Origin of the sequence: Solimonas variicoloris DSM 15731, from assembly GCF_000382285.1 — a bacterium.
GTDB classification, from domain to species: Bacteria; Pseudomonadota; Gammaproteobacteria; order Nevskiales; family Nevskiaceae; genus Solimonas; species Solimonas variicoloris.
The window spans coordinates 187,702-203,233 of sequence record NZ_KB907927.1 but is presented as its reverse complement, the minus strand read 5'-3'; the positions used below and the strand labels follow the sequence as shown (position 1 = coordinate 203,233).

General features: G+C 71.0%; 9 protein-coding genes. 6 read left to right on the top strand and 3 right to left on the bottom strand.

Annotated elements, in window-relative coordinates; translation table 11 throughout:
• The first annotated feature begins 123 nt into the window (after positions 1 to 123).
• The 4 genes from H149_RS19860 to H149_RS22010 all read left to right on the top strand — a co-directional run bounded on the left by H149_RS19860 (position 124) and on the right by H149_RS22010 (position 8,229).
• Positions 124 to 4,122 (top strand): non-ribosomal peptide synthetase, encoded by a 3,999-nt coding sequence (locus tag H149_RS19860; RefSeq protein ID WP_020648765.1) that lies wholly within the window; start codon positions 124 to 126, stop codon positions 4,120 to 4,122.
• Positions 4,122 to 4,877, top strand: a complete 756-nt coding sequence (locus H149_RS19855) for a 4'-phosphopantetheinyl transferase family protein (protein ID WP_020648764.1) — start codon at positions 4,122 to 4,124, stop codon at positions 4,875 to 4,877. Before H149_RS19860 ends, H149_RS19855 begins: the two co-directional genes overlap by 1 nt.
• A 97-nt stretch (positions 4,878 to 4,974) precedes the next feature.
• Positions 4,975 to 5,322, top strand: coding sequence for a hypothetical protein (locus tag H149_RS23085; RefSeq protein ID WP_154654654.1), 348 nt, complete (start codon positions 4,975 to 4,977; stop codon positions 5,320 to 5,322).
• A 132-nt stretch (positions 5,323 to 5,454) separates the two neighbouring features.
• Positions 5,455 to 8,229, top strand: a complete 2,775-nt coding sequence (locus tag H149_RS22010) for a Calx-beta domain-containing protein (RefSeq protein ID WP_051101800.1) — start codon at positions 5,455 to 5,457, stop codon at positions 8,227 to 8,229.
• Between the two features lie 121 nt (positions 8,230 to 8,350).
• Here the strand turns inward: H149_RS22010 and H149_RS24180 are convergent, their stop codons facing one another.
• Positions 8,351 to 9,880, bottom strand: a complete 1,530-nt coding sequence (locus H149_RS24180) for a WecB/TagA/CpsF family glycosyltransferase (RefSeq protein WP_051101799.1) — start codon at positions 9,878 to 9,880, stop codon at positions 8,351 to 8,353.
• Positions 9,881 to 10,072: 192 nt separating this feature from the next.
• Here H149_RS24180 and H149_RS0105595 point away from each other — a divergent pair, with 192 nt between their 5' ends.
• Both H149_RS0105595 and H149_RS19840 read left to right on the top strand, forming a co-directional pair.
• Complete coding sequence (locus tag H149_RS0105595; protein WP_020648761.1) at positions 10,073 to 11,773, top strand: FAD-dependent oxidoreductase; 1,701 nt, start codon at positions 10,073 to 10,075, stop codon at positions 11,771 to 11,773.
• Positions 11,770 to 12,753 carry an NAD-dependent epimerase/dehydratase family protein gene (locus H149_RS19840; RefSeq protein ID WP_020648760.1) on the top strand — a complete coding sequence of 328 codons (984 nt, stop codon included), beginning with the start codon at positions 11,770 to 11,772 and terminating at the stop codon, positions 12,751 to 12,753. Before H149_RS0105595 ends, H149_RS19840 begins: the two co-directional genes overlap by 4 nt.
• Before the next feature lie 101 nt (positions 12,754 to 12,854).
• Here H149_RS19840 and H149_RS0105585 read toward each other — a convergent pair whose 3' ends face one another.
• Both H149_RS0105585 and H149_RS19835 read right to left on the bottom strand, forming a co-directional pair.
• The gene (locus tag H149_RS0105585; protein ID WP_020648759.1) at positions 12,855 to 14,039 is read right to left on the bottom strand and encodes an outer membrane beta-barrel protein; all 1,185 of its coding nucleotides are present in this window, start codon (positions 14,037 to 14,039) and stop codon (positions 12,855 to 12,857) included.
• Complete coding sequence (locus H149_RS19835; protein ID WP_020648758.1) at positions 14,029 to 15,492, bottom strand: exopolysaccharide biosynthesis polyprenyl glycosylphosphotransferase; 1,464 nt, start codon at positions 15,490 to 15,492, stop codon at positions 14,029 to 14,031. The genes H149_RS0105585 and H149_RS19835 overlap by 11 nt, the downstream gene beginning before the upstream one ends.
• Between the last annotated feature and the right edge of the window lie 40 nt (positions 15,493 to 15,532).

Sequence of the window (15,532 nt, the reverse complement as noted above, 5' to 3'; positions counted from 1 at the left end):
CAGACGGACCGTCCTCGCGCTCCTAACTTGCGCACCGAAGACGAAGGGATCTTCATCGGAGCGGCGTGTGCCGGACATCTCATGAATGCAGGAGCCACATCGCGGGACGCCGGCCAGACGGCCGTGTCCTCCCGCAGCGTCGCGCCGATGCAGCGCTGCTCGCTCGGGCAGCGCCGCTTCTGGGCGCTCGATCGCCTCTACGGCGGCGCCAACTCGGCATGCAACGTTGCCGTGCGCTGGCGTCTCGAAGGTCAGGTCGCCACCGCCGAGCTCGAACAGGCGTTCCGGCTCATCATCGGTCGCCACGAAGTGCTGCGCGCACGCTTCGTCGAGATCGACGGCGAGCCGCTGCAGCGCGTCGAGCCGCTGGCGACGCTGCGCATCGCCGACATCGACCTGCGCACGCTCGCCGGTCCGGCCGCCGAGGCCGAGCTGCAGCGCCTGTCGCTGCGCGAGGCGCGCACACCGTTCGACCTGAGCGGGCCGCCGCCGTTCCTGCGCGTGGTGCGCGTGCATCTGGCCGAGAACGTCTCGGTGCTGCTGGTGACGCTGCACCACATCGTCTGCGACGGCTGGTCGATCGGCCTGCTCGCGCACGAGATGGGCGAGTTCTGCGCGGCTCTGCAGGAGAATCGCGTCGCCGAACTGCCGGCACTGCGCGCCGGCTACGGCGACTACGCCGAGCGCCAGTCGCAATGGCTCGGCAGCGCCGAAGCGACCGAGCACGCCGCCTACTGGGAGCACCAGCTGCGCGGCATGACGCAGTTCGAGCTGCCGACCGACCGGCCGCGGCCGCCGGTGATGAGCGCCAACGCGCAGATCATCTCGCGCCTGCTGCCGCGGCCGCTGACCGACGCGCTGGCGGCCTATTCGCGCGAACAGGGCTGCACGCTGTTCATGACCATGCTGACGGCGCTGCTGGTGCTGTTCCAGCGCCACACCGGCGAAAGCGACATCGCCCTCGGCACGCAGGTCGCGACCCGCGACGAACCCGAACTCGAAGCGCTGATCGGCCTGTTCGTCAACACGCTGGTCCTGCGCAACGATCTGTCCGGCGATCCGTCGTTCGAGACCCTGCTGGGCCGCGTCGCCGACACCGTCGTCGACGCGCTCGAGCATCAGGCGATGCCGATCGAGCGCATCATCGAGGTGCTGCGGCCGCCGCGCGACCGCAGCCGCAATCCGCTGTTCTCGATCAACTTCGTGATGCAGCGTTCGTTCATCGCCAATCGCAGCTACGGACGTTTCCGTTTGATCGACATGCCGTCGGTGTCGGCCGGGGCGCTGCACGACCTCAACGTGTTCATGGTCGAGCGCCCGGACGGCTGGCGCCTGTCCTGCGACTTCAATACCGACCTGTTCGAGCCGGACACCGTCGGCGGCCTGCTCGCGCAGCTCGAACATCTGCTCGGCGCGATCGTCGAGCGGCCGCAGCAGGTGATCTCGCGCCTGCCGCTGATCGACGCCGCCGAGCGTCGCCGCCTGACGCTGGACTGGAACCGCACCGAGGCCGAGTTTCCGCTCGAGCGCAATGTCGTCGACCTCTTCGAGGCGCGTGTCGCCGCGGCGCCGGACGCGATCGCCGTGGTCTGCGACGGGCAGTCGCTGCGCTACGCCGAGCTCGACGCCGCCGCCAACCGCCTCGCGCACGAGCTGCGCGCGCGCGGCTACGGCGACGGCCGCCGGGTCGGCGTGTTCCTGAAGCGTTCGCCGGAGCTGATCGTCACGCTGCTGGCGATCCTCAAGGCCGGCAGCGCCTACGTGCCGCTCGACACCGGCAATCCGCCGGAACGCCTGGCCTACATCGTCGGCGACGCCGGGCTCGCCGCCGTGGTCGCGCGCGCCAGCCTGCGCGCGCCGCTGGCGGAGCTCGACGTGCCGCTGCTGCTGATCGACGAGGACGCTGGCGCGATCGCCTCGCGTCCGGCGCTGCCGCCGCCGCGCGCGACGCGGCCGATGGATCTCGCGTACATCATCTACACCTCGGGCTCGACCGGTCAGCCGAAGGGCGTGATGGTGCCGCACCGCGCGCTGGCGAACCTGCTGTGGGCGGTGCGCGCGCAGCCGGGCATTACCGCGCAGGACGTGTTCATGTCGGTCAGTTCGGTGGCGTTCGACATTTCCGGCCTGGAAGTCTTCGCGACGCTGTCCTGCGGCGCGCGCCTGGTGCTGGCGACCGAACGCGAGGTCGTCGACGGAGCGGCGCTGCTGGCGCTGCTGCGCGAGCACGGCGCGACCGTGATGTTCGCGACGCCGGTCACCTGGCAATTCCTGCTCGCCGCCGGCTGGGACGGCCGGCCGCGTCTGAAGGCCATGTGCGGCGGCGAGAAGACGCCGCGCGAACTGGCCGAGCGCATCCTCGCGACCGGCAGCGAGCTGTGGCACGTCTACGGCCCGACCGAGACGACGATCTACGCCTCGGTGCTGCGCATCGAGCCGGACATGCTGCGTCGCTACGCCAGCGTGCCACTCGGCGGTCCGCTGCCGAACCTGCGCTTCTACGTGCTCGACGCGCATGGCGAGCCGGTGCCGGTGGGCGCGCCGGGCGAGCTTTGCATCGGCGGCGAGCAGCTCGCGCTCGGCTACGTCGGCCGGCCGGAGTTCACGCAGTCGCGCTTCGTGCCGGATCCGTTCGCGGCGACGCCCGGTGCGCGCATGTACCGCAGCGGCGACATCGTGCGCTGGCGCGGACCCGGGCGCATGGAGTTCGTCGGCCGCGCCGACTCGCAGATCAAGCTGCGCGGCTTCCGCATCGAGCTCGGCGAGATCGAATCGGTGCTGCTGCGCCATCCGGCGGTCGGCGAAGCCTACGCGATGGTCGGGCACAGCGAGCACGGCGACGCCGCGCTCTGTGCCTACGTCAGCCTGCGCGATCCCGGCCGCGATGCCGTCGACCTGATCGATGATCTGCACGCCGAAGCGGCGCAGTCGCTGCCGGCCTACATGCGGCCGGCGGCGATCACCATCGTCGACGCGCTGCCGCGCAACCAGAACGGCAAGGTCGAGGTGCGCGCACTGCCGCCGCCGGCGCTGCGCGAGGGCGAACGCGACGACGGCGGACCGCCGCAGACAGCGGTCGAACAGAAGCTGGCGCTGATCTGGGAAGGCCTGCTCGGCTGCCGCGGCATCGGCCGCGGCGCGAACTTCTTCGAGCTCGGCGGCCACTCGCTGCTCGCGGCGCGCATGCTGGCGCAGATCGAGACCGAGTTCGGCGCGCGCATCACGCTGTCGACGCTGTTCAATGCGCCGACGCTTGCGCAGCTCGCGCCGCTGGTCGACCTCAGCGGCCAGCGCAGTTACGACTTCCGGCCGGTGCTGCGCCTGCGCAGCGACGGCGGCCGCACGCCGCTGATGGCGGTCAACAACACCGGCATCTATTTCCTGCTGTCGCGGCGGCTCGGCGACGAGCAGCCGTTCACCAGCCTGCAGCTGTTCGATCCGGGCAGCGATCCGGCCTTGATGCCGCGCGACTTCGTCGAGATCGCCGCCGGCTACGTCGAGCTGATCCGCCGCGAGCAGCCGCACGGCCCGTACCGCCTGCTCGGCTGGTGCATCGCCGGGGCGCTGGCGTTCGAGATCGCCTGCCAGCTGCAGGCCGCCGGCGAGCGCGTCGAGCAGCTGATCGTCATCGATGGCTACGTGCCCGGCTACGTGCGGCGCATGTCGTGGCTGCGCCGCACGCTCGCCGAGACTTCGCACCGCCTGCAGCTGATCGGACTGGACATCGCCGACCTCTGGCATGGCCGTCAGTCGTGGCGCAGCTTCATCGCCAACCGCGGCTTCGCCAAGCGCCTGCAGGCGCTGTGGTCCGACGCCGCCAGCAAGGACCTGCTCGGGCGCCGCCGGCTGTCACCGGAGGACTACGACCGCTGGCTGCTCGAGCATCTGCGCGTCGCCGCCACCGGCTACGAGCCGGGCCGTTTCGACGGCCGCATCCAGCTGTTCCGCTCGCGGCGCCAGCCCGGCGGCCGCTTCCTCGACGACGACATGGGCTGGGGCGCGTTCGCCAGCGACGGCGTCGAGGTCACGGTGATCGACGGCGATCACTTCACGATGTTCCAGGACCCGGGCGCGCGGCAGATGGCCGCGCGCATCGACGCCGCGGTCGCGTCGCCGACGTGATGCGCGACGCGGCCGGCGAGGGCAGTGCCAGCACCGGTGCGACGCCGGAGGATGGCGTCGACGCCGGCGCGGTCCGCGATTCGGCACTGCTCGCCGGGCTCTTCGACAGCGTGGTCGCCGCCGCCGAATGCCGGGCGCCGGGCGATCCGGCCTGGCTGCTGCCGGCGGAGCGCAGCGCGCTCGGCACCGTCAGCAGCAAGCGCCTGCACGAATTCGCCGCCGGACGCGCCTGCGCGCGCCACGCGCTGCAGCGTCTCGGCGTGGCGCCGCGCGCATTGCCGCCGCTCGCCGATCGCCGCCCGCGCTGGCCGAGCGGCTACGCCGGCAGCATCAGCCATGCCGGCGGCCTGTGCGCGGCGGTGGCCGCGCCGGAGCGGATCGTGCGTGCGCTCGGCATCGATATCGAAGTCGTCGCCGACGTTTCGCCCGTCGTCTGGCCGGAGCTGCTGACGCCGGCGGAGCTGCAGCAGCTGGCGCGGCAACCGCTCGCGCAACGGCAGCGGCTCGCGGCGCTGGTCTTCAGCGCCAAGGAAGCGTTCTACAAGTGCCAGTACGCGCTGACCCGGCAGTGGCTCGAGTTTCACGACGTCGTCGTCGCGATCGAGACGCCGGCGGCGGCCGCCGGGCGCTTCCGCGTCGTGCCGCGGGACGGCTTCGCCGCGGCCGCGTCCGGCCGCGTCTGGCACGGCCGCTATCGCTATGCCGAGCGCTGGGTCGCGACCGGCGTCGCGGCACCCGCCGCCGCCCTGCCATGAATCCGTGCGCCGCCGCTGTTCGCCAGCGCACGGATGGCGGTCAAGCGACGTTCATCGCCGCGCCATAAGGTAGCTCCCGCCGGCCTCGGAGCGCGCCGTGACCACCCGGTCTTCGCCGCTCCCGAGTGACCGTGCATGCAGGGCGCCGTTCGCGGCGCCCTTTCAATCGCAAAACCAGAAACGGCCGTCCGGTCGGCGCGCGCTCGCGTGCGTCGCCGTGTCGCCACGGGAGCTGTCGCATGAAATCGCCATCACCGTCCGTCGCGACGGCGCCCGCGATGCCGTCGATCGGCGCTTCGCGCGCCGCCGCAATGGCCGCCGGGGCGCAGCGCGCGGTACCGCTGCCGGGAGATTTTTGCGCTGTGTCGGCGAGCGGACACAGATGGCCGGCGTGCCGCGTCAGGACGAGCGGCAGACGCGCAATCCATCCACGCCGCTGGGGTAGAAATTATCTACCTCTCGGTGCGAAAGCCGCGCATGCGGCGTCTGGATTGGCGACCGTGCACACGCAGTTTCGACTGGCCACCGCGCGCTGTCCGGCGGCCGTCTCCGATTTTGAATACACATGAGGACCCACATGAAAACGAGCCTGAAACTCCGGGCATTGGGCGCGCTCTTTGCGGCGCTGGTCGGCGCCGTCGCGGCGCCGGCCGCCAGCGCCGCGGGCTATTACGCGCAGCAGGGCAAGATCTACGACGCCAGCGGCCAGCAGGTACCGATCCGCGGCATCAGCCACTACGGCTTCAACGCCAACATCCTGCAGCCGCAGTATCTGTGGTCGATGGGCTGGAAGGAGCAGATCGCGCAGATCAAGGCGCTCGGCTTCAACGCCGTGCGTCTGCCGTACGTGCCGGACACGCTGTACGTGACGACGCCGGTCGACCAGCTCAGCTACGTCGATCCGGGCAAGAACGCGGACCTGATCGGCAAGACGCCGCTGCAGGCGATGGACATGTGGATGGCCGAGGCCGATCGCCAGGGCCTCTACGTCATGCTCGACTTCCACAGCGTCTCGAATGATCGCCAGTATCCGACCTGGTTCGTCGACAACAGCGCCGACTTCGGCCTGATCTACAACAGCTCGGCCTACACCGTCGACAACTGGATCCGCGATCTGAAGTTCGTCGCCGCGCGCTACGCCAACCTGCCGCACTTCTTCGCCATCGACATCTACAACGAGCCGAACGGCATCGTGCGCTGGAGCACCGGCGACGCCAACATGACGCAGTCGAAGAACTACTGGAAGGATGCCGCCGAGAAGGCTGCCGCCGGCGTGCTTGCGGCCAATCCGAACCTGATGATCTTCGTGCAGGGCATCAACGGCAACTGGGATGGCGTCGAGAAGAGCAACATCCCGATGAACTACGGCGAGGACTTCCAGCCGCAGCGCTACCAGCCGCTCAACATCCCGGCCGACAAGCTGGTGCTGAGCCCACACACCTACGGCCCGGACGTCTACGTGAAGTCGACGTTCAACGCCGCCAACTTCCCGGCCAATCTGGCGGCCGACTGGGAGACGCTGTTCGGCCAGTTCTATCCGACGCACCCGGTCGTGCCGGGCGAGTGGGGCGGCCGTTACGGCATCGGCGGTGATCCGCGCGACGTCGCCTGGCAGAACGCCTTCGTCGACTACATGCTCGGCAAGGGCATGCGCGACAGCTTCTACTGGTGCTACACGCCGAACAGCGGCGACACCGGCGGCATCCTCGACGACAACCTGCAGGTGCGCACCGACAAGATGGCGCTGCTGCAGAAGCTGTGGGGCACCAGCGGCACCAGCGCGGCATCGATCGCGCTGTCGTCGAGCGCCTACACGGTCAGCCAGAGCGCCGGTTCGGTGAGCCTGTCGGTCAATCGCAGCGGCGGCACGGGCGCGGTCTCGGTCAGCTATGCGACCGCCGGCGGCAGCGCCGTTTCCGGCACCGACTTCACGGCCAAGAGCGGTACGCTGAGCTGGGCCGCGGGCGACACCGCGGCGAAGACCATCACGATTCCGGTCAGCAACGCGACGCCGTTCAGCGGCAGCAAGACCTTCACCGTCTCGCTGTCGGGCGCCAGCAGCGGCGCCGCGCTCGCCACGCCGAACATCGCCACGGTGACGATCAACGGTTCGGCGGTCACGGCCTCGGCCGGCACGCTCGCGCTAGGCGCGTCGAGCTACAGCGTCACGCAGAACGCCGGCACGCTGACCGTCACGGTCGCGCGCAGCGGCGGTTCGAGCGGCGCGGTCAGCGTCCAGTACGCCACCGCCAACGGCACGGCGGTCGCCGGCACCGACTACACGGCTGCCAGCGGTACGCTGAGCTGGGCTTCGGGCGACACCGCGAGCAAGAGCTTCAGCGTCGCGATCAGCAACGCCACGCCGTTCACCGGCAGCAAGAGCTTCAGCATCACGCTGTCCGGCACATCCGGCGGCGCCACGCTCGGCGCGGCCAGCGCCAGCGTCACGATCAACGGCTCCGGCAGCAGCAGCAGCGGCAGCACGACCAGCTACACGCAGCCGTACATCGCCGGCTTCACGCCGAGCTCGGGTCCGGCCGGCACGACGGTGACGATCAGCGGCAAGGGCTTCACCGGCCTGAGCAGCGTGACCATCGCCGGCACCGCCGCGACCTTCAAGGTCGGCAGCGACACCTCACTGACGCTGACCGTGCCGAGCAATGCCAGCAGCGGCCAGATCGCACTGATCAACCCGAAGTACGCGGCCTGGTCGGGCAGCCCGTTCAGCGTGACCTCGTCGTCGTCGACGACGACCGCGCCGGGCACGCTTGCACTCGGCGCGTCGAGCTACAGCGTCGCGCAGAGCACGGGCATTGCCACGCTCAGCGTCGGTCGTGCCAGCGGCTCCAGCGGCGCCGTCAGCGTGCAGTACGCGACCGTCAACGGCAGCGCCGTCGCCGGCACCGACTACACGGCGACCAGCGGCACGCTGCAGTGGACCTCGGGCGACACCGCGGCCAAGACCATCAGCATTCCGCTCAGCACGCAGAAGGCCTTCACCGGCAGCAAGTCGTTCTCGCTGAAACTGAGCACGACCTCCGGCGGCGCCGCGCTCGGCTCGCCGTCGTCGGCCACGGTGACGATCAACGGCGGCTCGACCGCTTATGCGCAGCCGTACATCCAGACCTTCTCGCCGCAGAGCGGCGCGGTCGGGACGGTGGTGACGATCACGGGCTCGGGCTTCACTGGCCTGTCACGGGTCACGCTCGGTTCGTCGTCGGCGACTTTCCAGGTTGTCAGCGATACGCAGCTGAAGGTCACGATTCCGTCCGGTGCCAGCACCGCGCAGATCGCGCTGTTCAATTCGAAGTACGCGGCATGGACGCCGTCGGCTTTCACCGTCACCAAGTGACGCGCTGAGCTGGAGGTGACGTCCGCGCCCGCGGGCGGCACCTGGGGGGCAGGAAGGGCCGGACCGTCGTCCGGCCCTTTCTTTTTTTGCGCCGGCCCGGGCGTGACGGGATCGCATCGGCTCAGGCGTGCACACGCAGCTGCACCTCGGTCTGCGTCAGCAGGCCGAACACGCGCGGCCCGCGGACCAGATAGCGGCGCGCCATGCGCCGCGGCGCCTGCATCAGGCGGTAAAGCCATTCGACGCCGGCGCGCTGCATCCAGGCCGGCGCACGTCGCTCGCCGCCGGTGAGGAAGTCGATCGACGCGCCGACGCACAGCGCCATGCCGCGCGCCCTGCCACGCCGCTGCAGCTCGCGCGCGATGATTTCCTGCTGCGGCGAACCGACCGCGAGCAGGCAGAAGCGGAACGGGCTGTGCGCCTCGATGAACGACAGGCAGCGCTCGACCGCGTCCGGATCGCGGATGAAACCCATCGGCGGATTGTGATGCGCGAACCGGCGCAGGCCGTAGCGTTCGCGCAGCGCCGCCGCCTGGGCGCCGCTGCCGCCGATCAGCACCAGATTGTCGTCGGCCGCGATCACCTCGCCGAACAGGCGGCCGGTCAGATCACTGCCGGCGCAGACCGGCAGGCGCACGCCGCGCGTCAGATGCAGCAGGTGCGCGAGAAAGCGGCTATCGAGCAGCACGTAGCCGGCGTCCTCGTACAGCGCGCGGAAATGCGCATCGTCGTGCAGGCGGATCAGATGGTCGACGTTGGGCGTCACCACGTACGTATAGGCGTCCGCGCCGAAGCCGCGGGCGACGTCGATGAAGCGCGACAGATCGTAGTCGTCGAGATCGCAGGCGGTGCGCTCGGCGTCGGCCAGCATGCGTACCTTCAGCGACTCGGCGAGCAGCGCTTCGCGCCGCGCCGGTACCGGCGTCGGACTCAGCGCGACGGCGTCCGAGATGCCGCTCAGCAAGGGCAGCAGCTGGCGGATGCGCTGCTGCGCCGATTCGGGTACCGAGACCAGCGTCCAGTCGACCGGCCGCTGCCGCGCCAGCCGCGCGAGTTCGACGAGGCCGCCGCGCGCCGGCGTCTGCACCGGCGCCGTGCGCGTGGTGCGATCGTCGAACACGCCGAGCAGCTCGATGCGGTCGCCGGCCTGGCGGCGCAGCTGCTGCACCAGACGATCGGTCTCGGGGCCGGCGCCGTAGATCGCCAGCGTCTGCCGGCCGCGCAGGCGCCGCATCAGCGCGCGCAGCGCTACCAGGCCGGCAATCGCGAGCGCCAGCCACGCGAGCAGCCAGACGGTCGGCACCAGGGTGCCGGCGAGCGCGGCGGCGAGCGCCGCGATCGCGACGAACAGCAGCAGGCGCACGGCGAAGCCGCGCAGCGGCGGCGGCGGGCGCTCGAGCGGCTGGTAGAGCAGCACCGGGCCGAGCGCGACCAGCGGCAGGGCCCAGCGCTCCCAGGCCGGCCAGCCGGCGGTCACCGGCAGGCTGGCGCCGAGCGCGGCGACGAGCGCCGTCGCCAAAGGCGCGGCGGCGAGCAGGACCAGCAGATCCCACAGCGGCAGCAGCTGGCGCGCGCGGCGCCGCCACAGCGACGCCGTACTCCGCACCGGCAGCGCCGGCATCGACACCTCACGCAGATCGAATCCGCCCATCGAATCTCCCATGGCGCTCGCCATGCTCGTATTGAGTGCAAGGCTAGGCTCGAAAGCGCGGCGCGACTGTTCGCTAGCGAACCTACGCGCCGTAGCGCGCACGTGTTCGACATCGCACAGACGGGCCGCCGCGCGGCACCCTAAAAAGATCGTGCGACAGTCCCGTCGCGTTGCCTGTGCGCCATGCGTCCCATGATCATCGATGCCCTGGAACTGCCGGCCGGTGCCGACCTGCAAGCCGACGTCTGCATCGTCGGCAGCGGCGCCGCCGGCATCGCGCTGGCGCTGCCGTTTGCGGACGGGCGGCACGAGGTGCTTGTCATCGAGGCCGGCGGCATCCGCCACGAGCCCGACAGCCAGGCCCTGTACACCGGCGAGGTCGCCGACGCGCGCCTGCATCCGCCGCTCGATCGCTATCGCGAGCGCCGCTTCGGCGGCTCGACGACGACCTGGGGAGGACGCTGCGTACCGTTCGATCCGATCGACTTCGAAGCGCGCGACTATGTGCCGCACAGCGGCTGGCCGATCGGCTACGAGACGCTGCGGCCGTACTACGCGCGCGCCACGCAGCTGTGCGAGGCGGGCGAGTGCGCGTTCGATGCGGCGTCCGCGTTTCCGCGCGGCCTGCCGCCGCTGCTCGCCGGCTTCGACAGCGCATCGTTCTCGACCGATACCCTGGAGCGTTTCAGCTGTCCGACCGACTTCGGCCGTCGCTATCGTGCCCGGCTCGAGGCCGCCGCCAACCTGCGCGTGCTGCTGCACGCCAACGTCACCGGGCTGGAGCTCGACCGCGACGGCGGCGCCGTCAGCGCGGTGCGCGCGGCGAGCCTCGGCGGCAAGACGCTGCGCGTCCGCGCGCGCTGCGTGATCCTGGCCGCCGGCGGGCTCGAGAACGCCCGCCTGCTGCTGGCCAGCGACGAGGTGCAGCGTGCCGGCATCGGCAACGCGCACGATCTGGTCGGCCGCTACTACATGTGCCATCTCGCCGGCACGACCGGCACGCTGGCGCTGGCGCCGGGCGTCGCCGTGCGCTACGGCTACGAGGTCAGCGACGACGGGATCTACTGCCGGCGCCGCTTCGCACTGCGCGCCGACGCGCAGCGCCGCCTCGGCGTCGGCAACTTCATCGCGCGTCTGCACCATCCGCGCATCACCGATCCGGCGCACGGCTCCGGCGCGCTGTCGCTGCTCTACCTCGCCAAACCGTTCATTCCCTACGAATACGCCAAGCGCCTGCACGGCGACGACGCGCACGGCGTCGGCCGCTGGTTCGCGCACCTCGGCAATCTCGTGCGCGATCCGCTGCAGGCCTTCGCGTTCGCCTGGCAGATGCTGACGCAGCGCAAGCTCGCCGAGCGCAAGTTCCCGTCGATCATCATCGAGCCGCGGCGGCCGCGCTTCAGTCTCGACTTCCACGCCGAGCAGCTGCCGAATCCCGACAGCCGCGTGACGCTCGGCAGCGAGCGCGATGCGCTCGGCATGCGCCGCCTGCGCCTCGACTGGCGCTATCGCCGCGACGACGTCGACACCGTCGCGCGGGCGCTGGCGACTTTTGCCGCCGACGTGCGCGCCAGCGGCATCGGCCACTACGACTACGATGCGGACGCGATCGAGGCCGAGATGCTGCGCTACGGTGCCTACGGCGGCCACCACATCGGCACCGCGCGCATGGCGCGCTCGCCGCGCGACGGGGTGGTCGATGCCGATCTGCGGGTCCACGGCGTCGACAATCTGTTCGTCGCCGGCGCGGCGGTGTTCCCGACCTCCAGTCAGGCCAATCCGACCCTGACGATCGTCGCGCTGAGCCTGCGCCTGGCCGAGCACCTGCAGGCCCGGCTCGCCGCCGGCGTACCGCTAGCAGCAGCGGCACCGCTGCGGGAGCTGGCGGCATGAGCGCGCGGATCCTGGTGCTCGGCGGCAGCGGCTACATCGGCCAGCAGGTCGCGCGCGCGCTCGCCGCCGGCGGCGGTGCTCAGGTGATCGTCGCGTCGCGCCGGCCGCGCGCGGTGCCCGGCCAGCGCGCACTGGCGCTCGACGCGCGCAATGCCGATGCGCTGGCCGGCGTGATCGGCGGCGTCGATGCGGTGGTCAATTGCGTGACCGGCGCGCCGGCCGATATCCGCGCCAACGCCGACGCGCTGGCGGCGACGCTGCGGCGCCAGGCGCGCGCGCCGCGCCTCGTGCATCTGAGTTCGATGGCCGTCTACGGCGCGAGCACCGGCCGGGTCGATGAAGGCAGCCCGCTGGCGCCGCAGAGCGGCTACGGCTGCGCCAAGCGCGACGCCGAGGAGGCGCTGCGGCGTTGCGCGAACACGGTGCTGCTGCGGCCGGGCTGCGTGTACGGACCGGGCAGCCTGCAGTGGAGCGTGCGCATCGCGCAGCTGCTGCGCGAGCGCCGCCTCGGCGATCTCGGCGCCGCCGGCGATGGCTGCTGCAACCTCGTGCACGTCGACGACGTCGTCGCGGCGGTGCGCCAGGCGCTGTACCGCGACGGCGTCGCCGGCCGGACGTTCAATCTCTCGCTCGCGGACGCCGAGCTGCCGACCTGGAACGAATACTTCGTCGAGTTCGCACGCCGCCTCGGCGCGGTGCCGGTCGCGCGCATCGCGGCGCGGCGCCTGCCGTTCGAAACGCAGCTGCTGGCGCCGCTGCTCAAGCTCGCCGAGCTGGGGCTGCGCCAGCTCGGCGTCGACGCCAGCGGCTTGCCGCCGGCGATCACGCCATCGATGCGGACGCTCTGGCAGCAGCGCATCCGTCTCGACAGCCGCCGCGCCGCCGCCGAGCTCGTCCTGCGCTGGAAACCACTCGATGAAGGGCTCGCCGAAACCGCTGCGTCGCTGCGCGTCGCGCCGCTGACCCGGCAGCCGGCGTAAGGGGCGGGGCCGGCCGTTCCGGATGCCACGCCGCAACGAAGAAGCGGCGGCGGATCGGACGGTCCGTCGCCGCGTGCGGCGCCGATGTTCCGGACCTGGTGCTAGCGTGCGATCTCGTCGCTGCCGAACTGCACGCGCAGGCCGAGGCCGGCGACCACGCCGTGATAGCGCTCGGCGGCGATGTTGGAACTGCGGTTGCGGTAGTCGACGAACGGCTGCACGTCGAGCCAGCGCCGCGGCGCCAGGTTGACGTGGACGAAGGCCTGAGTGATGCGGTCCTCGCGGCGCGTCTCGATCTGGAAATCGCTGCGATGCCACTGCACGCCGGTCGAAACCGTGACGAGCGAGCGCTGCCAGTTGAGGGCCAGGCGCGCGCCGGTGTCGATCACCGATTGCGCGCCGACCAGATAGCTCTCGACGTTGCGGAAGGCGTTGAAATCGACCGAGGTGACGCCGCTCAGATTGCGCTGCACGCCGATCGAGCCGGTCACCGTCGAGACGTCGGCGCGCGCGCTGTTGCGCTCGTTGCGGCGCGTGTAGCCGAGGCGGCCGTTCATGCGCGTCAGACCGCTGATCTCGTAGCGCGCGTCGAGCTGCGCGGTGTACTGGTCGAAGCGCGTCTGGTCCGGCGTGCCGTCGAAGCGGCCTTTCAGGTATTCGGTGGCCAGACCGAAGCTGGCCGGGCCGCCGTCGACGTAGCGCAGGCCGGCCGTGGCGCTGTTCTCGGCGAGCGTGAAGTCGGGCAGGTCGGGCAGCGGCGAGAGCAGGCGGCGCACGCGCGCGCCGACCTCGACGCGCCAGTCGTCGCCCGGCGCGAAGCCGAGCTCGCCGCCGCCGAGGCGCTCGCGCTCCAGGGTCAGCGCCGTCGTGTCGCGATCGGCGAACGAGGCCATGCGTCGTTCCTGGCTGGCGTAGAGGCGGCTGCTCACCTCGTCGCCGTAGCGGCCCTTGTAGGCCAGCGCGAGCAGATGCTCGTTGTGATCGAGCTTCGAGAAGTGGTCGTAGATCAGGCGCCGCCCTTCGGCGGTCAGCGCGAGCGACTGGCGGCTGAAGCCGTAGTCCGCCTGCAGGCCGGCGAGGCCGCGCATGATGCGGTCCGAGAGCTGATCGTCGCCGTTGCGCGCCAGCGCCTCGTCGCGTCCCGAGAAACTGTAGACGTTGGAGTCGTAGTAGGCGCGCGCCTCGGCATACGGCCGCAGTTCCAGCTCTGCGGCCGCGGCGAGCGGCAGCAGGCTGCCCAGCGCGATCAGGGCGCCGCCGGCGCGCGGTAAATCTCTAGTACGCATTTTCGCCACGGATCACCGTCCATGCCGTCATGACCAGGATCTTCAGGTCCAGCCAGATGGACCAATGCTCCACGTATTCGAGGTCAGATTCAATGCGCAGGCGCAATTGCTCGGCGGTATGGGTCGCGCCGCGGTAGCCGCGCACCTGGGCCAGGCCGGTCAGGCCGGGCTTGACGCGATGGCGATGCGCGTAGGTCTCGATGATCTCCTCGCACAGGCGCTCCTCGGTTTTCATGTTGACCGCGTGCGGGCGCGGACCGACCAGCGACATCTCGCCGCGCAGGACGTTGAACAGCTGCGGCAGCTCGTCGAGGCTGCTGCGGCGCAGGAAGCGGCCGACGCGGGTGATGCGCGGGTCGTCGCGTTCGGTCTGGCGCAGGCCCAGGCTCGCCGATCTCGGGCTCCAGCGCATCGAGCGGAACTTGAAGACATCGAACTCGCCGTTGTTCCAGGCGTGGCGGCGCTGCCGGAACAGCACCGGCCCGGGGCTGTCGAGACGGATCGCCAGCGCGATCAGCGCCATCAGCGGCAACAGCGCCAGGGTGATCAGGCCGCCGAGCAGGTAGTCCTCCAACATCTTGGCGACCGCGCCGCCGCGGCGGATCGGCCGCTCGGCGAGCAGCGTCACCGGGATGTGATCGCCGAGATACTCGACCGGCATGCGCGGCAGTTCCAGCTCGATGCCGCAGGGGCACATCGCAATCGACACGGCCAGCGACTTGAGCCGCTTGAGCAGATCGATGATGCGTTCCTCGGCGTGATCCGGCAGCGCGATCAGCACCAGATCGATCGGCTGCCGGCGGCCGAGTTCGATCAGGCTGTCGACCGTGCCGCGGCGCGCCACCGCGCCCTGGCCGGTGCGCGTCGCGCGATCGTCGAACACGCCGATCAGCTCGACGTCGCGGCCGTCGCGGCGCTGCAGATGGCGCACCAGCCGATCGGTTGCCGGGCCGGCGCCGACTACGGCGACGACTTCGCGCGCCGGCGCCCGCAGTACCAGGCTGCGCAGCGCCAGCAGCAGCGCGAAGCCGGACAGCAGCCAGAAGCCGAGCCACTGCGCGGCGGCGCCGCCGGCATCGCCATTGACGATCAGCGCGAGTGCGGCGATGGCGCAGAACAAGGCATACGGACCGGCCAGCTCGCGCAAGGCGCGCGCCGTGCCGCGCATGCTGCCGGCCCTGCGGACATGTAGCACGAACGGCGCGAACAGCGACATCGAGCTGGCGAGCAGGCCGTAGCGTCCGGAGATGCTGGCGTCGAAGCCGCCGGGGTCGAGTTCGCGCACGAGCAGCGCGGCGATCCAAGCGCTGGCGGCGAGCGCCGCGATTTCCAGCAGCGGCAGCAGCGTGGCGAGCACGCTGCGCCAGGCACGACCCGCGGCCGACACTGAGTGCAGGTCGACTCGGCAGTCGAGCGGGGGCGAAACGTTGAACGAAGGCTTCGAACCGGTCATGGCGATCGTCGATGAGGACGACGGGCATCCGAATGGATGA

Coding starts and splice junctions, on each gene's coding strand:
- H149_RS0105595 (WP_020648761.1), top strand. CDS start 10,073: ATGATCATCGATGCCCTGGAACTGCCGGCCGGTGCCGACCTGCAAGCC.
- H149_RS19840 (WP_020648760.1), top strand. CDS start 11,770: ATGAGCGCGCGGATCCTGGTGCTCGGCGGCAGCGGCTACATCGGCCAG.
- H149_RS19855 (WP_020648764.1), top strand. CDS start 4,122: ATGCGCGACGCGGCCGGCGAGGGCAGTGCCAGCACCGGTGCGACGCCG.
- H149_RS0105585 (WP_020648759.1), bottom strand. CDS start 14,039: ATGCGTACTAGAGATTTACCGCGCGCCGGCGGCGCCCTGATCGCGCTG.
- H149_RS24180 (WP_051101799.1), bottom strand. CDS start 9,880: ATGGGCGGATTCGATCTGCGTGAGGTGTCGATGCCGGCGCTGCCGGTG.
- H149_RS22010 (WP_051101800.1), top strand. CDS start 5,455: ATGAAAACGAGCCTGAAACTCCGGGCATTGGGCGCGCTCTTTGCGGCG.
- H149_RS19835 (WP_020648758.1), bottom strand. CDS start 15,492: ATGACCGGTTCGAAGCCTTCGTTCAACGTTTCGCCCCCGCTCGACTGC.